A 21,451-nucleotide genomic window follows, 5' to 3' on the forward strand; every position below is an offset into this window, starting at 1 on the left:
CTCGTCACTCTCGGCCTCCGTGGTCAGGCGAAAGACTTCGGTGCTGCGTAGCCCCGAACAGCCAGACCATCGACCACGGCCTTGTTGAACTCGGCCTGCGTAATCTGCCCCGTCTCGGCCATGTCCTTCGCTTGACTAAAGCTGACCTCGATACCGCCAAGAACCTTGACCGTGGTCTTCTCGACCTCTGCCATGGGTGGCACAACCCCGACATCCTGAGACCGGATCGCTCCTTGGGTCTTCACACCCATGCGCTGGGCCTGAAGCTGCTGGTTCATGCGGGACATCGAGAGTTCGACCGCACGGTCAATTTCGTCCTGCTTCGCCCGCTCTGCGGCCTCGGCAGCCAGCGCACCTTGCTTTGCCCTGTCGGCTTCGGCTTGTGCTTCCCGCGCCCTCATCATGGCCTGCGCCACGGGCGTGTTGTCGGTCTGGTACTTGTTCGGGTTGTCGATGTAGTCGGTCATTTCGTTTGATCCTTCAACGTTGATGTGATCCCCGGAGCGGAATTGCCCCGAGGCTTGGTCTGCTTGTGATGGCGGTGGTGGTTGACGCAGTCAGCGCCGAGGCTGGAACCCGTAGGTCAACGCCTCAGGGCTCTCAGAACGCGCGCAAGGGGCGGCTGGGGTGGCTGGACGGGAAAGGCTGGTGCTGCCTCCGGTGACCCCTTCCTGTGGCGCTGAGCGGGTGGGCCGCATCCACACCTCGGCAACTCTCCGGGCAACCGCTACAGCACCCAATTCAGGGAAGCCATAGACCTCAAAGCACCGCTCGGCTGCCACGGAAAAACTGCTCGTCCAGTCGATGCCGATGCCCGGCAGCCTCCGGTCAAGCTCCGATGAGATTTCCCAGTCATCGGCGTTCAACCACTCGATCAGGGCAAGGGCTGCGGCCCTCGCCGGATAAGTCGCGACCCAGTCACGCCGCCTGATTTCGTCAAGGGTCAAAGCGGGCATTCCGGTCGTTGCGCCACCTCAGCGGCCCATGCCTCACGATGAGCGGCAGATGGTCATGGAAAGTCTCACCATGCTCGCTGCCCGCTGTCGACGCCTCCAGCATGTCCAACACCGTGGGGACCTCGCGCGACGGGTGCCGATCCGGCAGGCTGTCGAGCCAGTCCAGAACCGCTTGGCTGACGTGCCCAACAAGGCCCGCCTTCATCGCACCGTTGCCAACAAGGCGTTTAAGTTCGCCGTTCAGCATCGTCCGACTGGTGAGGTATGCGCGGTCGGTCCATTCGCCGGTCGACTGAGCGCCGCGCCTACGGGTTCGTTTCGTCTCGACCGCCTGGACAATCCATTCGCGGTCGGTCTCGATCACACGGATTGTGGGGATGATCTCGATGTAACGGTCAGTCATTGACCGGCATCACCTTCAACGACTGCCGCCACTCCGCGAACAGCTTCCGCACCTCCTTGCGCTTCCGGTTGATGGTCTCGCGGTTTCGGTGATAGGCCCGGCTGTCGAGTTCCCTGTTGCGCTCCGGGTTCTCCGCGCGCCACTTGCTCTTGTACTCACGCCATTTCCGGCGCGTCGCTTCGTCCTGCATCTCAAATTCCTCTGCTTCTCTGCTGTTGCGTTGATGTTGTCGCCGGGCCTCTTTGGGTCCCAGCCTGTACAATTCGTACACCGTAGTGGTTGTACACCTGAGGGTCCTCAGAACTCCTCGTCGGCCACCTCGGGCAGGAAGCCTTGAAGTTCCCCGACCACCTCGGGAAGCCGCCTGCCGAAGTACGCCGCAAGGGCCATAGCGGCAATCTCAGGGTCGTCGGACAGCCGCCCCGAGAAGGTTCTCGCAAGCGTATCCGCAAACCGATCTGCTACCTGTTGCTTCCACTCTTCAGGGTCAAATTCGTCCGCCCCGTCCATGTCCTTTCCTTCAGCTGCTTTCCTTGCCTTGAACCACGTCTCGAAGTTCCCGGCGTCCACCCCCAGTACCCTCTTGGCCTTCCTCATGGTGGCCACCTGTGACGTCGACGTTCCCGACGCGTCTGCCACCTTCGCCTTGCTGTACCGATCCAGCACGACAAGCCGCCACGCGAAGTCTTGCCGCTCACGGGAGGACATCGGTAGCTTGGCTTTGGCGTTCGCCTTCCCGGCCTCCAGCACGGCCTCCTCAGGGGTCCCCTCGAAATAGACCGTGGGGATGCTGTCGTTGCCCGTCCGCTGGTACGCTTCGTGCCGGTGGTGCCCGTCGATCAAGACGTAGCTGTCCCCGACAACCATCACGGTCACGGGGTCGAGGTCCTTCCGGCTCCTGAGGAGCTTCACAAGGTCGGATAGGTGCCGCTCATCCATCCCGCCGCGTGGCTGGAATAGGTCTGGCAGCACCCTCACGCTCACAAGCGGCAATCTGTCGGGCCTGCTGAGGTTGTCCTGGCGGGACGCTGATAGTTCTATAAGGCCGGCCAATGCCTCAGCCGCTCCTGTGATCATGTTCACCTTTCAGATTGTTGTTGTATGAGGGAACCCGCGACCCTGAACCGTCCAGTCCAAAAGGGGAGGACAGATAGGGGCACACACGGCCTCACATCTACCGACCGGCCACAGCCACCGCGCGCCACGGCCCCCGGAATGGAACAGGGCAGGCAGCGGGAGAACGCCGGACAGATCGGTAGGTGAGAAGCCGTGAGGAGAGGGTGTTGTCGTCCGAACAGGTGGGCCTTATCCGACCAAGTAACCTCTACCGGCCCCTCGGAGCATCCCTCAAGATGGCCTGAAGTTCATCGAAGAGTTCCTTCTCGCTCTTCCGAACGCGCTCTCCATCATCTGGCCTTTCCACTGGTTTGAAATGGTCCTCTATTTGTTCAATGCTATCGGCCATCCCCGGCTGTCTTCCGTCCCACTTCTGGTATTCGGAGGTCCCAACCACGAAGCTCCGTGCCGTCACTCGCTCCATCACCATGGCCTGGACGGCTCCCACCGACCGTCTGGCCTTCACCATCGCGTCAATCTCGGCCACCATCGGTTTGTAGACTTCCCAGTCAGCGGTCCAAGCCCGAAGCTGCCCGCGCGCCCAGTATCGGAGCGCCTTCCGTATCCGCTCGCGTCTCACCGCGCGACTTTCCTCTCCCGTCTTCGGGAACTTGACCTTGACCACTTCCGCGAAGCTCAGGCCGTCATGCTCCCAGCCCCCTTGATACCGCTTCGGTCCAGCGCCCTCATAGCGCCCGGTCTTGCCACCAAGGAACTTCCTACCCTTCTTCATCCTGTTGTCTCATCTCCTTTGAGAACGCTTTGCACGGTAGCGGTGGAGTACCCAACAGCAGCCGCAATGGCCCTCAGGGACGCCCCAACGGCCCGCATGTCGCGCACCTTCTGTTCAACCTCGGAAGTCACCGTCTTTGGCCTCCCGAGGTGGTCACCCCGAGCCTTCGCCTTGGCGATGCCTTCCATCTGCCGCTCCTTCCTGAGGGCGGTCTCAAACTCTGCAATGCTGGCGAGGATGCCAAACATCAGCTTGCCGTGCGGCTTGGTCGTGTCCAGCGACGGGTCGTTCAGAACCCGGAACCCAACACCTCGCTTGTCGAGGTCGTCCACGATCTGGTGCAGATGTGCCGCCGACCGTGCCAGCCGGTCAACCTTCGTCACCACCACCGTGTCACCCTTGCGGGCGTGCCGCAGCATCTCAGCGAGCTTAGGTCTCTTGTCGTCAAGTCCCGACAGCCGGTCTTCAAAGAGGTGGTCGTCGGTCACCCCTGCCGCCTTCAACTGGTCGATCTGGACTGCCGTGTTCTGGTCGGTCGTGCTGACGCGGGCGTATCCGATGATTGCCATGGTGTGAACTATCTCCTTAGAGCCAATGTTCACACGACTTACCTCACACGAAGTTCACATGTCAACCGCGATGTGAGGTAAGGATTACCTTTGTTCACGCGAAATGATGGGCTGCGCCGCCGCGTCTGTTTTCAACGCCTAGAATAAATATGCAAAGCCATAAAACACATCGCAACTAACGATGCAAAAACGCTCCACGCGAGCCGTCTTTGTTCTTTTGGATCAGATGGATAGTTCCACAATCCTCCTTTCCACGGCTTGAACATGCTGACGACAGGTACAGCAAAGCCAATAGCGAATGCGATTATAAGGAAAATGTTGTCACGAATTTCCATGAGTATGCTGCTCTGCATCTTACGATCCCTTCGGTGATGGCAGACAGAAACGTAGCCCATTGGCAATGTCGGCAAAAGCACGATTGGGAGACAAGCGAGTGCTTGAAGCGCTATGCGTGGCGACGGAGAGGGGGGGCACGGGGGTCCTCGCGCGAGCCAGTTATCTGATCACCCACGCGGATTTTTCCGCCCAACATTTCGGCCCCGTCTGGCGGGCTTCACGCCCTCGCCCGGCTTCTTCAGCGCAACCAAGGGGACTGTCATGATCACGCAATCGTCCCCTTCATCTGCACCTTCACGAATGAACAATTCATCCGTCTCACCGTCACGAGGCCCTATCGGAACGCCCTTTCCCATCCAGCCACAGTCACCGCATACGGGGCGTTCCCACGCGATCTCCGGCAAATCCTCCCGCCACCCTTCCTGCGGAGATAGATGAGGCGAGCCGCATTCGGGACACTGTTCAGGCACCTCCCTTGCGTGGCGGAGTACCAACGAGGACGCCAGACCCAGAGCATGCTCGACCGCCGCAATCGCCGCTTCTGCGTCGTGCCATGTGGCCGAGTGGGCGTGGGTCAGCCAGTTCGAGAACACCCATGCCTCTGTCAGCATCGCCTTAAATAGGTGTCGGCGTTCCTGCTGCGCACTTCCGCCTAATGCTGTATTGCAGATTAAGTCAGTCCAAGCGCGAAAGTCGGCGCGTTTCGGGGCCGGCTCCATGGTCCACTCTGTAATGTCTTGAGCGGCGCGGATGAACGCGAGAAGAGCCTCGCGCGCTCGCATCCCTATGGCTTGATAGTCAGGCACATTCTGGGCCTGCCCCAGTGCATCTGTGGCCTCAACCAGATGTGTGAAGACACTCCCAAACGGGATGATGCGTCTATCGGACTTGCGCTGTTGTTGGGTGCGCGGGATACGCAAGCAGAGGCCCATGTGAAATGTCACCGCAAGGTCCATGTTTGGGAACTGTTCTTGCGAATAAAGATTTGTCGGATTGGTAATCACCCACCAACGGCCCTTGCCCGTATGAACATCCCACACATCGTGCCGGTGGCCGATCAGCGCCTCGGAATAAACCTTCTGAAGGAATGTCACCTTCGTGCGGGCTGGCGATTGTGACAGTAAGTACCTGACGACGTCGGCTTTCTCCTCCTCGGTTGCGGGCAACATCAGCGCGTTTGTTCCTCGTTTGCTGCCACAAGTCTGCTCAGGTTTGGCGTCAACCCGCAAGTGGCGGCTGCGGCAACTTCACGGCCTTCACACATGCCACCTTCTGCGCATCACTCGGTCCTCCAGAGTAAACCCCGAAGGTGATCGACTTGCGCCCCTCGACGTGCCCGACAACAGCCGCCACGGTCGTCTCAGGTATGCCCGCCTGTTCCGCCTGAGAGACGAACCAGCGCCGGAACGAATGGAAGTTGACCAAGCTCCTGCGCCTACCGTCCCGCTTGTCGTCAACACCACAAGCCACCCGGTAGCGCGTGAACCGTTTGGTCGTCACCGCCGCCGCGTCCCGTTCGTTGGCCAATTCATGGAACAGCCAGTCACCGGGCTTCTTGCCCTTAGTCCGTCGCCCTACCAGCTTGACCAGCCCCGAGTGTATCGGCACCCGCCGTATGCCAGCCTGTGTCTTCGCGTCCCGTATGTCGAACCAACCGCCTGCGCATTGCCCTACCCGAAGCGTCACGATCTCCTCCAGGCGCATTCCAGACAGCGCCCCGACCAATGCCGCGTCCTGTAGCTGGTGGTCGAACTGCCCCGCCTCTATCCTGTCGCCGCTGTCGAGCTGCTGCCCATACAGCACCGCGTTCAATTCCCTCGGGATGAATGGTCGTTCCCCCTGCGTGGCCTCGGCAGAGCCCTTCTTGCGCCGCTGGGGCTGTAGCTGGCGGTCCCATGGGTTGCCGCTCTGCTCGGTGTCAACGAGGCCCCGCCGCGCCAGATAGTCCCAATAACCCCGCACCGCCGAAAGGTGCTTCTTGGCGGTCTTCGGGTGCATCTCTGCGATTTCCTCCGAGACGTACTTGCCTGCGTTCCTACGGTCGATGTCGGCCAGCCTGAGGGTCTTCTCGGCGCACCATCGGGCAAACCGCTTGACCAGTCCCCGCCACTCAGCGGTCGTCTTGTCGGCGAGCTTTGCCTCTTTCAGATACGCCTCAAGGTGCTGATCGACGGGCACCTTCCCAGACACCGCAGTGTCAAACAGCTTCCGTTCCTTGCCTCGGTAATGGTCACGCTCGTCCTCGGCGGCGCTTACAGCGTCGTGCAGCGCGTCGGTATCGCCTGCATCTTGAAGGGCTTTGATCGCTTCCCGAACGATGGCACCCCGCGAGGTCGCGTCGATCTGCTCCGGTGTCACCGCTTCCCCGGCCTTGATGGCCTTGAATAGGTCGAGGGCTGTCCGCTCTCTCGCGTCTCGCCTTTCCATTGCAACCCGGATGTCCCCGGTTTCGAGGCTTTCCACGATGGCCGTGCGGCGCTTGAACTCATGGCGAGCCGCCTCCGGTATCGCCATCTTGAACCACCACGTTCGCCCCCTCAGCGAGAGGTGCCGCCGCGCTCTGCCCTTGAAACCTGCCATGCTTAGACCATCCACTTAGACCAACTCCAAGGGGCGATTACCAAGCACAATCAACGATTTCAAGGGCATAGGGCCCTTTGGCGTCTAATCCCGCTCTCTCCGCCATCACTGCCGTAGGCCACTAAAGACCTGAAAAACAAACATTTTGGGGAAAGCCGCCAAAAGCCGGCGCCCCCACAAACCCGGCCCGTGGCGAGCAATGGTTCTGTTCGCGACCGGAAGCGGGATCGGCCGGCTGGCGCACGGCGAAAGTGTGAAACCACCGCCTTGGACCGGCGGCGTCATTTCTCCACCACCGAAATTGCCACTTCCCTCGTGGGCCGCTGCCACCTCGATCATCACCTCTTTGGCCGCCTCGCAAAGCCTGGCTGTCAGATGGCACCGCGGGCCGGTCACGCCCCCAAAAAGGATGACGGCCACCCGCACTTAGCCTTAATTGAGGAACTCCTGATGCGGCTGTAACTTCGCTGGCGCGGGACCTCCAGCACTGGCTGGTTCAAGCTTTAGGTCCGGCACCCGACTGCGGGTGTACCAGCGACGGCGGGAGCAGCGCACGCGCGCAGACCCCTGCTCTTCCCGGAGAGGCTTGAAGTCCCAGGCGATGATCATCCCTTCAAAAATGCTTCGCTCCCTCGTCGGCGTGTGGTTGGCGCTGGCTGTGGTGCCGGTATCGCCCCACCATTCGCTTGCAGCGCCCAAGACCGCCGTTGCGACGAACGACTTTCTCAATAGCATCGGCGTCGTCAGCACATTCCCCGATCGAGGCCAGCCGTTGGCCAGGACTATCGAAATGGTCCGCTATTGCGGCTTTCGGTGGGTCAGGGCGGGAATAGAAGGTTTGAGCGACGAGGGTCCCACAACCATCCAGACCTTTCTTGATCTGCATCGCGAAACCGGCGCGCGTCTGAATTGGGGATTGGTCAGTGGTGGGACCGATGTGAAGAAGCTGGTCGAAACAGGCAGAGTGCTTGCCGAAGCCGGCGCGCTGCTCGCGTTCGAGGGCAACAACGAGCCGAACAACTGGGGCGTCACCTATCAGGGAGAGAACGGCGGCGGTACTGAGGCTTCGTGGATGGCCGTAGCAAAGCTTCAGCGCGATCTTTACCAGGCCGTCAAAAGTGATCCGATGCTCGCGAAATATCCCGTCTGGTCGATATCGGAACCCGGCGCGCAGCGAGACAATGTCGGCCTTCAGTTCCTTACGATCCCGCCCGACGCCCAAACCCGGATGCCAGACGGCACGAAGTATGCCGACTACGCCAATTTGCACAACTACATCTATCACTCGCATTCGCCATATCCGGCGGACAACAAGACGTGGCACGCTGCGGATCCAACCGCCGCATCCAGAGTGGACGGGCTATTCGGCAATTTCGGCGTCACCTGGGGCAGAGGATTTCAGGGCTACACCCAGGAGCAACTCAATACGCTGCCGCGTGTCACGACCGAGACCGGGGTTGCGATCGGAGGTAGCGTCACCGAACAAATGCATGGCTTGAATTTGATGAGCATGTACCTCGCGCAGTTCAAGCGCGGCTACGCCTATACATCGGTCTATCTGTTGCGGGACCGTACCGACGAAGAGGGCAACCAATCCTTCGGCTTCTTCAAACCCGATTATTCACCCCGCAAGGCCGCGATCTACCTTCACAACCTTACGACGATTTTGGCGGACAAAGGTACCCTCGCCAAACCCGGCCAGCTCGACTTCACGATCGCGGACCAACCCGAGACCGTGCACGAGCTGCTCCTGCAACACAGCGACGGCACATTCCAACTTATCGTGTGGGACGAACGATTGAGCGGTCAGGACTATGTGACGCTCCAGTTTGGCGACACACGCGCGTCGGTGACGACCTACGATCCAACAATTGGCGTTGAGCCTGTCCAAACACTGAGCAACGTGCGTTCGCTCGAAATTACGCTCAGCGACCATCCGATTGTCATCGCGCTTTCACCCAGCATGCAATGATGGGGCCGTCTGTGCGAGCGTCACGCGCTTGCGAATGAACCAGCGGCCACCTTGCGGCGATACCGCGTGAAACCCTATATGCGATTGCTCCCGCCCAATCCTCCACCCGCATCCGGTAATCCCATGAAGAAAATTGGCTTTCTGTCGTTCGGGCATTGGTCGCCGTCGCCGCAGTCGGGGACGCGCTCGGCGGCCGATGCGCTGCTGCAGTCGATCGACCTTGCGGTCGCCGCCGAGGAGCTGGGCGCCGATGGCGCCTATTTCCGCGTCCACCATTTTGCCCGCCAGCTCGCCTCGCCCTTCCCGCTGCTGGCCGCTGCCGGCGCCAAAACCAGCCGTATCGAGCTCGGCACTGCGGTCATCGACATGCGCTACGAGAACCCGCTCTACATGGTCGAGGACGCGGGTGCCGCCGATCTGATCGCCGGCGGCCGGCTGCAGCTCGGCATCAGCCGCGGCTCGCCGGAGCAGGTGATCGATGGCTGGCGCTATTTCGGCTACGTGCCCGAGGAGGGCAAGAGCGACGCCGACATGGCCCGCCGCCACGCCGAGGTCTTCCTCGAGGTGCTGCGCGGCCACGGCTTCGCCCAGCCCAATCCGCGGCCGATGTTCCCCAACCCGCCCGGCCTGCTGCGCCTGGAACCTTTGTCCGAGGGCCTGCGCGACAGGATCTGGTGGGGTGCGGCCACCAACGCTACGGCGGAATGGGCGGCCAAGCTTGGCATGAACCTGCAGAGCTCGACGCTGAAGTTCGACGAGGGCGGCCAGCCGCTGCATATCCAGCAGGCCGAGCAGATCCGTGCCTTCCGCAAGGCATGGGCCGAGGCCGGCCATAGCCGCGAGCCGCGCGTCTCGGTCAGCCGCAGCATCTTCGCGCTGGTCAACGACATGGACCGCGCCTATTTCGGCAACAGCGAGGGCGAGGATCATTTCGGCTATATCGAGCCCGAAAAGCGCGCCGTCTTCGGCCGCACCTATGCCGCCGAGCCGGACGTGCTCATCGAACAACTAAAGGCGGACGAGGCGATCGCCGAGGCCGACACGCTGCTTCTCACCGTGCCCAACCAGCTCGGCGTCGCCTACAATGCGCATGTGATCGAGGCGATCCTCAAATTCGTCGCGCCAGCCCTCGGCTGGCGCTGAGGGCTCGCTGGACGCGCTGGCGTGATCCGTCAGTGCGCGGTCTGTGAATGCTCGCCGCCTGGCTGCGAAATGCCGCCAAGCGCCTCGCCGGCCCATGCCGCGTTGCTGTTGGTGGCGAGGTCGCCGAGCGAAATGATGCCGACCAGCCGGTGCTCGCGGCTGAGGACCGGCATCCGCCGCAGCTTCAGGTCACCCATGTTGCGCAGGATGTCGTCCACTTCCTGGTCGTCGAAGCAATATTTCACCTCCGCGCTCATCACCTCACTGATCTTCGTATCCGGGCCTTTGCCTTCCGCGACGCCGCGTACGGCAATGTCGCGATCGGTGATCATCCCGACCAGCCGGTCGTTCTCGCCGACGGGCAACACACCGGCGTCGAGATCGGCCATGGCCCGAGCCGCGTCCCGCAAGGTCTGGTCGGGACTGGCGACCCGAACGGCCTGCGTCATGCAATCCCTGATTTTCATGGTTCTCTCCTCACGTTGCAGCGCCCCTCGCCGATGGGGTGATCTGGAAAAATGAACGCCTGTCCGAAACGTTCCATCGCGGCTTGATGACGCCGCCGGGTGGCGGCCCCGCTCTGGTGCCGTGCTCATTCGGGAACCATCGGTCCGCGGATTGGTTGTGTCGCAAGGACACCACCCCAAAAGAACGGAAGGAAAGACGATGCGGATGTTGACGGCGATCGTCGCGCTCTCTGCGCTCGCCCTGTCCCAGCCGGCCTCGGCGCAACTTGCCGACCCGCAGCTTCCCCAGAACCTGCCCCCGGCCCAGCAGCCGCTGCCGGATCAGCCGGCGCCCGACCAGAACCTCTCCGGACAGGATTTCACCAACATCGCCCTCGTCGCGGTGGAGGACCTGCCGGCGGAACTCAAGCAGCAGGCGGAAGCCGTGATCACCGAGACCAGCGCCGACGAGCTGCTGGAGCTGCAGCGTTCCGTCGATGCCTCGCCGCAGGCATTGTCCGTGTTGCAGGCCAACGGGCTCAACTCCTCGCAAGTCGTCGCGGCCAACATCGACGGCGACGGCACGCTGACGCTGATCATCCAGACAACGACGTGACCGGCGCGCCGGGCGACGGACCCGATCGTCACTCGCTTGGCTGCAAGGGCGCCCGGCCGCGCAGGACCCTTTCGGTCTGAACCTCGCTCCATCCACGATGAAAGCGGTCCGGTTCGAGGTCGAACCGGAGCCGCTTCAAGTCGGCGGCCTCACCACCCTGTCAGTGGATGAACAAGGCTCTCAGCCAGGCGAAGACGCCCGATCCGGGAGAGATTGCCGCGCGCACGCGGGAGGCAGTCCATCTGGCCGGCAACGACGCGCCGACATGGCAATGGCAGACGATCTCGTGCAGCTGCCAGTCGCTCAGCTCGAAGAAGCGCCTGGCTTCGCCGTAAGTGTCATCGGCCAGGCCTTGCGCGCGAAAGATCGGATCCTCGAAGGCGACATCGATCGGAGATCCGGCGCAGCGCATTTTGTCACGCAGGTCGGGCGCCGTGTACTCGGTGCCCGTGAGCGCCACGAGGCGCCGATCGAGATTTTGTTCCAGTAGTTTCGCCCAGCGTTCGAGGCGTTGGGCTCGGGTTGCGAAGAGAGACGTTGCTTCGGCATGAACGTCGGCAACGGCATTGAGTTGGTCCACGGTTTGGTGTTTCACGGCCGCCTCCTGTTTCAGCAGATGACCCAACCCCTGAAGTGGAATTATGGCGCCGCCGATGGTCGGCAAGACCCGGAACGGGCCGCGTCGTGAATCATTTTCGGGGGCGGCGTGACCGCATGCCGCGGCCGGCGCGCAGAGGTCAGTCGGAACCATGCGCGGGGCGCAGCCGTTCTGCCCGCATCACCCGAACGTCGAGCCTGAACGAACGCGCCTGAGACACCGAGCGCAGGGACAACACACGATGGCAATTCTTCCCAATCCCGATCCCACGCCCACTCCGATGCCAACGCCGCCGCCGCTTCCCGAACCGGAGCCGATGCGTGAGCCGGAACCGGAGCGGCTTCCGGACGAAGACCCGGTTCCCAACCCGGACGAAAACGACGCGCCGCCCAAGCACACCATCGGTTGCTCGTGACAGCGGCGTAGTCGCGGATCATCGAGGACAGGGTAGGCAATGGCGGCAGGCTGTCGCCAGTGACACTGGTCGGACCACCATTTCGCTGGCGCCGGCCGGCCTTTGGCGTATCATTGTCCGTGTGAGGGTTCATGGCAGGAGGAGGCCAATGACCATCGTGCCAAAAGTGGCAGCCATCGACCCGACGGCAGAAGAACTTGTTTCCTCTGCGCTTTCGAGATTCCGCGCCGGCGATACCGTATCGACCCGGGCGGCGATCGACGCCATCCGTCGCATCGGTCCGGCTTGCGACGACAGCGACGACCATCTGGTCGAGCTGATCGTGATGGCGGCAATTGGTAAGACCATGGGCGTGGTTTTCGACCACCGGACACATTAAGGCCCGAGCCTGCTTGCTCCTTGCGCATCCGTGCGCTCGCGTTGAATCCCAGGGTCCGGGAACCCCACCCGACCCTCTTCGTTATCTCGTGTTGAACGAGGAACGCAGTCATGGCCGACGACAAGACGAAGACCGACAACCGCGACCGTTCGCAAGTGGCCGGCGACGAGGACTACGAGGTCAGGCATTTCGCCGAGGAAGCCGGCATCACGCCGGAACAGGCCCGCACGCTCATCAAGCGGCACGGCACTGACCGCAAGGTGCTGCACGAAATCGCCGAGAGCATCAAAGGGCAGTAGGCCGAAGGCTTCAGCTGAAGCCTAGCTTCCCAGCGGATGCGGCATGTAGCCGACAAAACCCGTTATCTTCCAGCGGCCGCCCGCCTTCGAGCAGAAATAGAGCGTCTGCCATTTCAGCCTGTCGACGCTGCCGTCCGCCTTGGTGACCGAACCGTTGAACTTCTTGTGCAGCACCGCGCGATCGCCGTCGACGTCGATGTCGCGCATGTTGGTGACGCGGAACAGCGCCTCGCGCAGCGGCTCGGCGAATGCCGTCGCCGCGGTCTCCTTCGCCTGGCGCAGCCATTCGTCGCGATAGGCGACAAGCGTCGGAAACTGCAGCCGCCAGGCGTCCGCGTCGTTGAGGAAATGCGCATGCATGCCGAAGAAACTTTCGGCGACGAAATCGTCCTCGACCATCGACCAGTCCTGCGAGAGAAAGGCATCGATATCGCGCCGCACCAGCATTTCCCACAGCGCGTGGCGATCGGCGTCGCCGGCCGGAAACGGGTTCTTGTCGAAGGTCATTTTTCTCTCTCCTGGGTCGCGGCCGGCATGGCGGCGCAAGATGCTGGCCTGCCTGTAAGAAAGCAACATCCATCGCTAAGAATGTTGCTTTCCAACAGCGGGCACTAGGAGGATCGCGTCGATAGGGGTAGAGGGTCGGCAGCGGCGGGACCAGCAACCGTCCTGCCATGTCTGAACAGGAGGCTATTCCTTGCCCAAGCAGTGTTTCGGAACGTCCCATGTGCCGCTTTCGCCAGCCGTCCGCGCCGGCGATTTCGTCTATGTCTCGGGCCAGGTGCCGGTCGGCAGCGACGGCATGGTGGTCAAGGGTGGCATCGTCGAGCAGACCGAGCAGGTGCTTCAGAACATCAAGGCGGCCCTGGCGCTTGCCGGCTGCACCATGGACGATGTCGTCAAGACGACCGTGTGGCTGGAGGACGCGCGCGACTTCGGCACCTTCAACACCGTCTATGCCAGGCATTTCCCCAAGGATCCGCCGGCCCGCACCACGGTCGAGTCGCGACTGATGATCGACATCAAGATCGAGGTCGAGGCGGTCGCCTACCGACCGCTCTGATAGACAAGCAAGAGGCCAGCCGATGCAATTCGATCTCCTGATTAAGGGCGGCCGTGTCATCGATCCCGCTTCCGGGCTCGATGCGCCGCGCGACCTTGCCATCGCCGATGGCCATGTCGCCGCGATCGAGGCCGCCATCGATGCCGAGCACGCAACGCAGGTCATCGATGCGCGGGATTGCCTCGTCACGCCGGGACTGATCGACCTGCACAGCCACGTCTATTGGGGCGGCACCTCGCTCGGTGTCGACGCCGACCGGCTGGCGGCGAAGAGCGGCACCACCACCTTCATCGACGCCGGCAGCGCCGGCGCCGGCAATTTCCTCGGCTTCCGCCGTCACGTCATCGAGCGCTCGAGGGTCCGCATCCTCGCCTACGTCAACATCTCCTTCGCCGGCATCTTCGGCTTCGCGCAGACGGTCTCCGTCGGCGAGTGCAGCGATCTGCGGCTCTGCGAGCCACGCGAGACGGTGGCCGCGGTGCGCGAGCACGCCGATGTCGTCGTCGGCGTCAAGGTCCGCTCCGGCAAGCATGCCGGAGGCACCAGCGGCATCGCTCCGGTCGACCTGGCGCTGGAAGCGGCCGATCAGGCCGGCCTGCCGTTGATGGCGCATATTGACGAGCCGCCGCCCGGCCGCTCCGAAGTGCTGCCGCGGCTGCGCCGGGGCGACATCCTCACCCACTGCTTCCGCCCATTTCCCAACGCGCCGGTGTTCGCCTCGGGCGCGGTGCGCCCGGACATGCGGCTGGCGCGCGAGCGCGGCGTCATCTTCGACATCGGCCACGGAATGGGCTCCTTCGACTTCGAAGTCGCGAAGGCGATGCTCGGCGAGGGACTTGCGCCTGACGTCATCTCGAGCGACGTGCATCTCTACTGCGTCGACGGCCCCGCCTTCGACATCGTCGTCTGCATGTCGAAGCTGATGGCGCTCGGCATGCCGCTGGTCGAGGTTCTGCGCGCAGCGACGCAGCGGCCGGCCGAGGCGATCGCCAGGCCGGAGCTTGGCACGCTCAAGGTCGGCGGCATCGGCGACGTCGCGGTTCTGCGACAGCAAGCGGGCCGCTTCACCTTCGTCGACGCGGTCGGCGCCGCGCTGGTCGCCGATCAGCGGCTGGTCTCAGAAGGCATCGTCATCGGCGGCACATGGTGGCCGAACGACGCCGGCGACCAAAATGAGACCGAACGCTTCGAGCCGCATGCGGGTCACACGCATGTGGAAGTAGCGGCCAGGCATTTTGGAAAGTGATTGGCCAATCTCCCCCCCACGTGAGGGGAGATGCCCGGGTTGCGGTGGCGGCACGTTTGGCGAATGGCTTCCCCCACTCCGTCGCTGCTTCGCAGCGCCACCTCTCCCCCCTCCGGAGGGAGAGGAAGGGCGCGCCAGGGTTGGCGAATTCGCGCCTTTCCCCTCCCCCGTCGATCGGGGGAGAGGTGGCGAGCGAAGATCGACGGAGTGGGGGTCGACCTTACCCGGCGTTGCTCGGCTCGCCATAAACCGGCGTCGCAATCCCCTCCATCCGCGCCTTGATCTGCATCGCCACGAACTTCGAATAAAACCGCGACAGCGCGAGATTGCCGCCGTGGAACCATAGCGCCTCCTGCGCCGTCGGCTTCCACATGTTGCGCAACTCGCCTTGCCACGGTCCGGGGTCGCCCTTGACACCGGAGCCCAGGCCCCAGCACGGACCGACCTTGTCGGCGACCTCGCGCGAAACGATCTGCGCCACCGTCTCGTTCATCGATTGGAAGCCGGTGCTGCAGACGATTGCATCGACGGCAAGCTCGCTGCCGTCCTCGAACAGAATGCCGCTCGGTGTCAGCGACTTGATGCCGACGCCGCTCTTGACCGCGATCTCGCCGTTCAGGATCAACTCGCAGGCGCCGACATCGATGTAGAAGCCCGAGCCGGTGCGATAGGCCTTCATCAGCAGGCCGGTCTCGTCCTCGCCGAAGTCGATGGCGAAGCCCGAGGCTTGAAGGCGGTCGTAAAAGTCCGCGTCGCGTTTCCGGATGACGTCGTACAGCGCCCGCTGGCCCTTGGGCACCAGCGCGAACGGCGTCGAGGCGACGATCATGTCGGCCTTGTCGGTGGTGATGCCGCGCGCCAGTGCCTTCTCGGAAAAAATCTCGAAGCCGACCTCCATCAGCGTGTCGGACTTCACCACCGTGGTCGGCGAGCGCTGGACCATGGTCACCTTGGCGCCGCTCTCCCAGAGGTCGACGCTGACATCATGGCCCGAGCTTGCGGCGCCGATGACCGCGACCCGCTTGCCGCGGAACTTCTCGCCGCTGGCATACTGGCTGGAATGCAGGACCTCGCCCTTGAAGGCCTCGGCGCCCGGCAGGTCGATCCGCCGCGGCGGCCCGTAGGCGCCGGTGGCGAAGACGATGTGCTTGGGCTTCAGCGTGATGCGCTGGCCGACGCGGTCGACGACGACCGTCCAGACCTGTTCGGCCTCGTCATAGGCGGCGCTGACGCATTTGGTGGCGACCCAGTAGTTGAGCTCCATCACCCGGGCATACATTTCCAGCCAGTCGCCCATCTTGTCCTTGGGCGTGAACACCGGCCAGTTCTCCGGGAACGGAATGTAGGGCAGATGGTCGTACCAGACCGGATCGTGCAGCACGAGCGAGCGATAGCGGTTGCGCCAGGAATCGCCGGCGCGCGCATTCCTCTCGATGATGAGCGCGGGAACGCCGAGCTGCCTCAGCCTGGCGCCCAGCATGATGCCGCCCTGGCCGCCGCCGATGACAAGGCAATAGGGCTGCTCCCTGACACCGAGGTCGCGTGCCTCGCGTGCCCGCGCCTCCGCCCAGGTCTCGCGATCGGGATCGGCCTTGTGGCGGATGCCGAGCGGCCGCGCCGGACCCCTTTGCTCCTCGAACCCCTTGAGTTCGCTCATCGCCGTGAACAGGCTCCGGCAGCGACCATCCTTGAGGCGCAGGATGCCCTCGCCCCTGGCAACGACCGTCTCGAAGCTGAACCAGGCCTCGATGATGCCATCGTCGACGCTCGCGTCGCCGGTGAGGCTCCATCGCGACGGCCGTGCCGTCGCGAGCGTCGCCTCCAGCATGTCGCGGATCGCCGCCCGGCCCTCCATGGTCTTGATGTTCCATGTGAAGGTGAGCAGGTCGCGCCAGTAGCAGTCCTCGACGAACAGATTGGCCACCGCCTCGATGTCGCCGGCTTCGAGCGTGCGGGCGAAGGAACCGAGCCAGGTGGCCGCCTGCTGCGATGGTGCGATGTCGAGCATTTCTTGTCCTTCCTCGGAATATCGACCGCGCGCCGCCAAGCCTGGGGCCACGCAGAATGTGCCTCGAGACTATTGATAATCCGGCGGGGCCAGCCTGCAAGTGCCCCGCGGGACAGTGAGAGGCAGTGCCGCCTGTCGGTCCGAAATCTTTATGGGATTCCTATTTCTTTCCTGTCCGCCCCGTCTCGAACCTTTATGGCCTTCCGATCCATATTCCCGGGGGCAAGCACCCCGTAGCGGCTTCCGCATTGCAGTCGCGGCGGTGTCTTGTGCCGCTCTGACCCTGCCGACCGCGGGCAGGCCGAAGCCAACCGGAAATAAGGACCACGCGCGATGGACGTCATCGTTATCGGGATAGGCGTTTTGTTCTTCGCCCTATCCTTCGCCTACATCAAAGCCTGCGACATTCTCTGAGCGAAAGGTCCGAAAATGCTTCTCGACTATTTCCTCGGGGGTGGCGTGACCTTGTTCCTGCTCGTCTACCTGACATACGCCCTCGTTCGCCCGGAACGCTTCTGACCGCATCTGGCGCAAGGCACGGAAAGCTATTCTCATGACTCTCAACGGTTGGATACAGATCCTCGTCTATTGCGGGATCGTCGTTTTGCTGGTGAAGCCGCTCGGCGGCTACATGTACCGGGTCTTCAATGGCGAGCGCACCTTGCTATCGCCGGTCTTCGGCCCGGTCGAACGCGGGCTCTATCGCATTTCGGGAACCAGCGAGCGCGAGGAGCGGCACTGGACCACCTATGCGGCCGGCATCATGGTCTTCAGCCTGGCGAGCTTCCTGCTGCTTTATGCCCTTCAGCGGCTGCAGGGCGTGCTGCCCTACAACCCCGCCGGCATGACGGCCGTCGAGCAAAACCTCGCCTTCAACACCGCCGCCAGCTTCGTCACCAACACCAACTGGCAGAACTATGGCGGCGAAAGCACCATGTCCTACCTGGTGCAGATGGTCGGCCTTACCGTGCAGAACTTCGTCTCGGCGGCCGTCGGCATCGCGATCGCGGTGGCGCTGATGCGCGGCTTCGCCCGCGCCTCGTCAAAGTCGATCGGCAGTTTCTGGGTCGATGTGACCCGCTGCACGCTCTACATCCTGCTGCCGCTCTGCGTCCCGCTCACCCTCGTCTATGTCTGGCTGGGCATGCCGCAGACGCTTGGCCCCTATGTCGACGCCACCACGCTCGAGGGCGCCAGGCAGACGCTCGCCCTCGGCCCCGTCGCCTCGCAAGTCGCCATCAAGATGCTCGGCACCAATGGCGGCGGCTTCTTCAACGCCAACGCCGCGCATCCTTTCGAGAACCCCGACGCGATCTCCAACCTGATCCAGATGGTGACCATCTTCGCGTTGGGCGCGGCGCTGACCAACGTCTTCGGCCGCATGGTCGGCAACCAGCGCCAGGGCTGGGCGATCCTCGCCGCCATGGGCGCGCTGTTCGTCGCCGGAGTCGCCGTCTGCTACTGGGCGGAAGCATCGGGCAATCCGCTGGTCCATGCGCTCGGCATCGACGGCGGCAATATGGAAGGCAAGGAGACGCGCTTCGGCATCGCGGCGTCGGCGCTGTTTGCCGTCATCACCACGGCCGCCTCCTGCGGCGCGGTCAACGCCATGCATGACTCCTTCACCGCCATCGGCGGCCTGATCCCGATCCTCAACATGCAGCTCGGCGAGGTCATCGTCGGCGGCGTCGGCGCCGGCTTCTACGGCATCCTGATGTTCATCGTCGTCACCGTCTTCGTCGCCGGCCTGATGGTCGGCCGCACGCCTGAATATCTCGGCAAGAAGATCGAGGCCAAGGAGGTCAAGATGGCGATGCTCGCCATCCTCTGCCTGCCGCTGGCGATGCTGATCTTCACGGCCATCGCAGTCGTGCTGCCGAGCGCCGTCGCCTCGATGGGCAATGGCGGTCCGCACGGCTTCTCCGAGGTCCTCTACGCCTACACGTCCGCCGCTGCCAACAACGGCTCGGCCTTTGGCGGCCTCACCGGCAACACGCCCTGGTACAACATCACGCTCGGCATCGGCATGCTGATGGGCCGCTTCCTGGTCATCATCCCGGCGCTGGCCATCGCCGGCTCGCTGGTGGCAAAGAAGACGGTGCCCGCGTCGGCCGGCACCTTCCCCACCGACGGCCCGCTGTTCGTCGGCCTGCTGGTCGGCGTCATCCTGATCGTCGTCGGCCTCACCTTCTTCCCGGCGCTGGCGATCGGACCGATCGTCGAGCACCTGGCCATGATCCATGGGCAGACCTTCTGAAACCACCATGTCCTGGTTCACCTACATGCGTCGCAAGGTCAGGCCCCGAGCTGAAAATGAGGGGGAGGCAACTCCCCGTCCCTTCCCGACCATATCCACCTTCCTCGGCCTGGCAGTGGTCATGATCGTGATCTGGCTGCTGGTCTACGGGCCGCCCTTTTCGGCATCCGACCGCTCGGCGTCGTCCAACACCATCGATACTGGAGCCTCAAAATGAGCCAGTCCAAATCCGCCAGCATCATCGATGCCCGCATCCTGTGGCCCGCCATGGGCGGCGCCTTCCGGAAGCTCGACCCGCGCACGCTGGTCAGGAACCCGGTGATGTTCGTCGTCGCCGTCGTCTCGCTGCTCACCACCGTGCTGTTCGTCAGGGACCTGCTCACCGGCGGCGGCGATCGCGGCTTCACACTGCAGATCATCATCTGGCTGTGGTTCACCGTGCTGTTCGCCAACTTCGCCGAAGCCGTCGCCGAAGGCCGCGGCAAGGCGCAGGCCGACTCGCTACGCAAGGCGCGCACCGAGACCCAGGCCAAGCTGCTCGCCGGCGAGGACCGCGCCAAGTTCAAGCTGGTGCCCGGCACCAGCCTCAAGGTCGGCGACATCGTGCTGGTCGAGGCCGGCGACATCATCCCCTCCGACGGCGAGGTGATCGAAGGCGTCGCCTCCGTAAACGAAGCGGCGATCACCGGCGAATCCGCACCGGTCATCCGCGAATCCGGCGGCGACCGCTCGGCCGTCACCGGCGGCACGCAGGTGCTGTCGGACTGGATCCGCGTGCGCATCACCGCAGCCTCCGGCCATACCTTCCTCGACCGCATGATCTCGCTGGTCGAGGGCGCAGAACGCCAGAAGACGCCGAACGAGATCGCACTCAACATCCTGCTCGTCGGCATGACGCTGATCTTCGTGCTGGCCACCGCCACCATTCCGAGCTTCGCCTCCTATTCGGGTGGCTACATACCGGTGACGGTGCTGGTCGCGCTCTTCGTGACGCTGATCCCGACGACGATCGGCGCGCTGCTCTCAGCCATCGGCATCGCCGGCATGGACCGCCTGGTGCGCTTCAACGTGCTGGCCATGTCCGGCCGCGCCGTCGAGGCCGCCGGCGACGTCGACACGCTGCTCCTCGACAAGACCGGCACGATCACGCTGGGCAACCGCCAGGCGACGGAGTTCCGTCCGGTCAAGGGCGTCACCGAGCAGGAGCTGGCCGACGCCGCGCAGCTCGCCTCGCTGGCCGACGAGACGCCGGAGGGCCGCTCGATCGTCGTGCTGGCCAAGGAGAAATACGCCATCCGCGCCCGCGACATGGCGACATTGCATGCAACTTTCGTGCCCTTCACCGCGCAGACCCGCATGAGCGGCGTCGACATAGACGGTTCGTCGGTGCGCAAGGGCGCGGTCGATTCCGTGCTCGCCCATGTCAACCAGCTGACATCAGCCAGCCATGCAACGCGGCCGGGCACTGAAACGATCAGGGATCTGCAGGCGATCGCCGACGAGGTCGCCAAGTCCGGCGGCACGCCGCTGGCGGTCGAGCGCGACGGACGCCTGCTCGGCATCGTCCACCTGAAGGACATCGTCAAGGGCGGCATCCGCGAGCGTTTCGCCGAATTGCGCAAGATGGGCATCCGCACCGTGATGATCACCGGCGACAACCCGATGACGGCGGCGGCGATCGCGGCGGAGGCAGGCGTCGACGACTTCCTCGCCCAGGCGACGCCCGAGGACAAGCTGAAGCTGATCCGCGACGAGCAGGGCAAGGGCAAGCTGGTCGCCATGTGCGGCGACGGCACCAACGACGCGCCGGCACTCGCCCAGGCCGATGTCGGCGTCGCCATGAACACCGGCACGGTGGCCGCGCGCGAAGCGGGCAACATGGTGGACCTGGATTCCGACCCGACCAAGCTGATCGAGATCGTCGAGATCGGCAAGGCGCTGCTGATGACGCGCGGCTCGCTGACCACCTTCTCGATCGCCAACGACGTCGCAAAATACTTCGCCATCATCCCGGCGATGTTCGCCGTCTTCTACGTCGCGCCGGGCCAGACCGCCGGCCCGCTGCAGGCGCTCAACATCATGCATCTGGCGACGCCGCAGAGCGCCATCCTGTCGGCCATCATCTTCAACGCGCTGATCATCATCGCCCTGATCCCGCTGTCGTTGAGGGGCGTCAAATACCGCGCCATCGGCGCCGGCGCGCTGCTCAGCCGCAATCTCCTCGTCTACGGCCTTGGCGGCGTCATCGTCCCCTTCGTCGGCATCAAGGCGATCGACATGGCCGTCACCGCGCTCGGCCTCGCATAAGGACCATCC

Annotated in this window: 24 protein-coding genes; 12 read left to right on the forward strand and 12 right to left on the reverse strand. The window is 63.5% G+C overall.

Annotation, left to right across the window (positions count from 1 at the left end):
• Positions 1 to 23: 23 nt before the first annotated feature.
• From EN846_RS08580 to EN846_RS08615, 8 genes are all read right to left on the reverse strand, one after another.
• Positions 24 to 467: a hypothetical protein gene (locus EN846_RS08580; RefSeq protein ID WP_127391233.1), complete on the reverse strand. Its 444-nt coding sequence runs from the start codon at positions 465 to 467 to the stop codon at positions 24 to 26.
• Between the two features lie 469 nt (positions 468 to 936).
• Positions 937 to 1,359: a hypothetical protein gene (locus EN846_RS08585; RefSeq protein ID WP_127391232.1), complete on the reverse strand. Its 423-nt coding sequence runs from the start codon at positions 1,357 to 1,359 to the stop codon at positions 937 to 939.
• Complete coding sequence (locus EN846_RS08590) at positions 1,352 to 1,549, reverse strand: hypothetical protein (RefSeq protein ID WP_127391231.1); 198 nt, start codon at positions 1,547 to 1,549, stop codon at positions 1,352 to 1,354. Before EN846_RS08590 ends, EN846_RS08585 begins: the two co-directional genes overlap by 8 nt.
• Positions 1,550 to 1,656: 107 nt before the next feature.
• Complete coding sequence (locus EN846_RS08595; RefSeq protein ID WP_145971927.1) at positions 1,657 to 2,436, reverse strand: ParB/RepB/Spo0J family partition protein; 780 nt, start codon at positions 2,434 to 2,436, stop codon at positions 1,657 to 1,659.
• 247 nt (positions 2,437 to 2,683) lie between these two features.
• Positions 2,684 to 3,208 carry a hypothetical protein gene (locus EN846_RS08600; protein ID WP_127391229.1) on the reverse strand — a complete coding sequence of 175 codons (525 nt, stop codon included), beginning with the start codon at positions 3,206 to 3,208 and terminating at the stop codon, positions 2,684 to 2,686.
• Entirely contained in the window at positions 3,205 to 3,777 is a 573-nt protein-coding gene (locus EN846_RS08605; protein ID WP_127391228.1) for a recombinase family protein, read from the reverse strand. The genes EN846_RS08600 and EN846_RS08605 overlap by 4 nt, the downstream gene beginning before the upstream one ends.
• A gap of 503 nt (positions 3,778 to 4,280) precedes the next feature.
• A complete protein-coding gene (locus EN846_RS08610; protein WP_135858281.1) occupies positions 4,281 to 5,282 on the reverse strand; it encodes a hypothetical protein in 1,002 nt (333 codons plus the stop codon).
• A 49-nt stretch (positions 5,283 to 5,331) separates the two neighbouring features.
• Positions 5,332 to 6,693 carry a site-specific integrase gene (locus tag EN846_RS08615; RefSeq protein ID WP_127391226.1) on the reverse strand — a complete coding sequence of 454 codons (1,362 nt, stop codon included), beginning with the start codon at positions 6,691 to 6,693 and terminating at the stop codon, positions 5,332 to 5,334.
• A 586-nt stretch (positions 6,694 to 7,279) separates the two neighbouring features.
• On the opposite strand from EN846_RS08615, the gene EN846_RS08620 reads away from it, so the two are divergent.
• Together EN846_RS08620 and EN846_RS08625 are read left to right on the forward strand one after the other, a co-directional pair.
• Positions 7,280 to 8,665 (forward strand): glycosyl hydrolase, encoded by a 1,386-nt coding sequence (locus tag EN846_RS08620; protein ID WP_127391225.1) that lies wholly within the window; start codon positions 7,280 to 7,282, stop codon positions 8,663 to 8,665.
• 123 nt (positions 8,666 to 8,788) lie between these two features.
• Positions 8,789 to 9,808: an LLM class flavin-dependent oxidoreductase gene (locus EN846_RS08625; protein ID WP_127283522.1), complete on the forward strand. Its 1,020-nt coding sequence runs from the start codon at positions 8,789 to 8,791 to the stop codon at positions 9,806 to 9,808.
• A 29-nt stretch (positions 9,809 to 9,837) separates the two neighbouring features.
• On the opposite strand, the gene EN846_RS08630 is transcribed toward EN846_RS08625, so the two are convergent.
• Positions 9,838 to 10,275 carry a CBS domain-containing protein gene (locus EN846_RS08630; protein ID WP_127391224.1) on the reverse strand — a complete coding sequence of 146 codons (438 nt, stop codon included), beginning with the start codon at positions 10,273 to 10,275 and terminating at the stop codon, positions 9,838 to 9,840.
• 205 nt (positions 10,276 to 10,480) lie between these two features.
• Between EN846_RS08630 and EN846_RS08635 the strand changes: the two genes are divergently transcribed.
• The gene (locus EN846_RS08635) at positions 10,481 to 10,870 is read left to right on the forward strand and encodes a hypothetical protein (RefSeq protein ID WP_245493257.1); all 390 of its coding nucleotides are present in this window, start codon (positions 10,481 to 10,483) and stop codon (positions 10,868 to 10,870) included.
• A 160-nt stretch (positions 10,871 to 11,030) separates the two neighbouring features.
• Here EN846_RS08635 and EN846_RS08640 read toward each other — a convergent pair whose 3' ends face one another.
• Positions 11,031 to 11,465 (reverse strand): hypothetical protein, encoded by a 435-nt coding sequence (locus EN846_RS08640; protein WP_127283530.1) that lies wholly within the window; start codon positions 11,463 to 11,465, stop codon positions 11,031 to 11,033.
• A 244-nt stretch (positions 11,466 to 11,709) separates the two neighbouring features.
• On the opposite strand from EN846_RS08640, the gene EN846_RS35020 reads away from it, so the two are divergent.
• The 3 genes from EN846_RS35020 to EN846_RS08650 all read left to right on the forward strand — a co-directional run bounded on the left by EN846_RS35020 (position 11,710) and on the right by EN846_RS08650 (position 12,561).
• A complete protein-coding gene (locus EN846_RS35020; protein WP_187331323.1) occupies positions 11,710 to 11,883 on the forward strand; it encodes a hypothetical protein in 174 nt (57 codons plus the stop codon).
• Between the two features lie 148 nt (positions 11,884 to 12,031).
• On the forward strand, positions 12,032 to 12,262 hold the full coding sequence (locus tag EN846_RS08645; RefSeq protein WP_127391222.1) for a hypothetical protein: 231 nt from the start codon (positions 12,032 to 12,034) through the stop codon (positions 12,260 to 12,262).
• Positions 12,263 to 12,372: 110 nt separating this feature from the next.
• Positions 12,373 to 12,561, forward strand: a complete 189-nt coding sequence (locus tag EN846_RS08650; RefSeq protein ID WP_126058336.1) for a DUF3606 domain-containing protein — start codon at positions 12,373 to 12,375, stop codon at positions 12,559 to 12,561.
• Positions 12,562 to 12,582: 21 nt separating this feature from the next.
• Here EN846_RS08650 and EN846_RS08655 read toward each other — a convergent pair whose 3' ends face one another.
• Positions 12,583 to 13,068: a hypothetical protein gene (locus EN846_RS08655; protein WP_127283518.1), complete on the reverse strand. Its 486-nt coding sequence runs from the start codon at positions 13,066 to 13,068 to the stop codon at positions 12,583 to 12,585.
• Between the two features lie 190 nt (positions 13,069 to 13,258).
• Between EN846_RS08655 and EN846_RS08660 the strand changes: the two genes are divergently transcribed.
• Both EN846_RS08660 and EN846_RS08665 read left to right on the forward strand, forming a co-directional pair.
• On the forward strand, positions 13,259 to 13,624 hold the full coding sequence (locus EN846_RS08660; protein ID WP_127283517.1) for a RidA family protein: 366 nt from the start codon (positions 13,259 to 13,261) through the stop codon (positions 13,622 to 13,624).
• Between the two features lie 22 nt (positions 13,625 to 13,646).
• Positions 13,647 to 14,870 (forward strand): amidohydrolase/deacetylase family metallohydrolase, encoded by a 1,224-nt coding sequence (locus EN846_RS08665; RefSeq protein WP_127391432.1) that lies wholly within the window; start codon positions 13,647 to 13,649, stop codon positions 14,868 to 14,870.
• A gap of 220 nt (positions 14,871 to 15,090) precedes the next feature.
• On the opposite strand, the gene EN846_RS08670 is transcribed toward EN846_RS08665, so the two are convergent.
• A complete protein-coding gene (locus tag EN846_RS08670) occupies positions 15,091 to 16,878 on the reverse strand; it encodes an NAD(P)/FAD-dependent oxidoreductase (protein WP_127283515.1) in 1,788 nt (595 codons plus the stop codon).
• Between the two features lie 429 nt (positions 16,879 to 17,307).
• On the opposite strand from EN846_RS08670, the gene EN846_RS08675 reads away from it, so the two are divergent.
• From EN846_RS08675 to kdpB, 4 genes are read left to right on the forward strand one after another with little or no spacing between them, the layout of a single operon-like run.
• The gene (locus EN846_RS08675) at positions 17,308 to 17,397 is read left to right on the forward strand and encodes a K(+)-transporting ATPase subunit F (protein WP_126058331.1); all 90 of its coding nucleotides are present in this window, start codon (positions 17,308 to 17,310) and stop codon (positions 17,395 to 17,397) included.
• A 34-nt stretch (positions 17,398 to 17,431) separates the two neighbouring features.
• Positions 17,432 to 19,135, forward strand: a complete 1,704-nt coding sequence (gene kdpA, locus EN846_RS08680; protein ID WP_127391433.1) for a potassium-transporting ATPase subunit KdpA — start codon at positions 17,432 to 17,434, stop codon at positions 19,133 to 19,135.
• A 7-nt stretch (positions 19,136 to 19,142) separates the two neighbouring features.
• Entirely contained in the window at positions 19,143 to 19,352 is a 210-nt protein-coding gene (locus tag EN846_RS08685) for a hypothetical protein (RefSeq protein WP_127283513.1), read from the forward strand.
• Positions 19,349 to 21,442 carry a potassium-transporting ATPase subunit KdpB gene (gene kdpB / locus EN846_RS08690; protein WP_127391434.1) on the forward strand — a complete coding sequence of 698 codons (2,094 nt, stop codon included), beginning with the start codon at positions 19,349 to 19,351 and terminating at the stop codon, positions 21,440 to 21,442. The genes EN846_RS08685 and kdpB overlap by 4 nt, the downstream gene beginning before the upstream one ends.
• The last annotated feature ends 9 nt before the right edge of the window (positions 21,443 to 21,451 follow it).

Origin of the sequence: Mesorhizobium sp. M4B.F.Ca.ET.203.01.1.1, assembly GCF_004791025.1 — a bacterium.
Classification (GTDB): domain Bacteria; phylum Pseudomonadota; class Alphaproteobacteria; order Rhizobiales; family Rhizobiaceae; genus Mesorhizobium; species Mesorhizobium abyssinicae.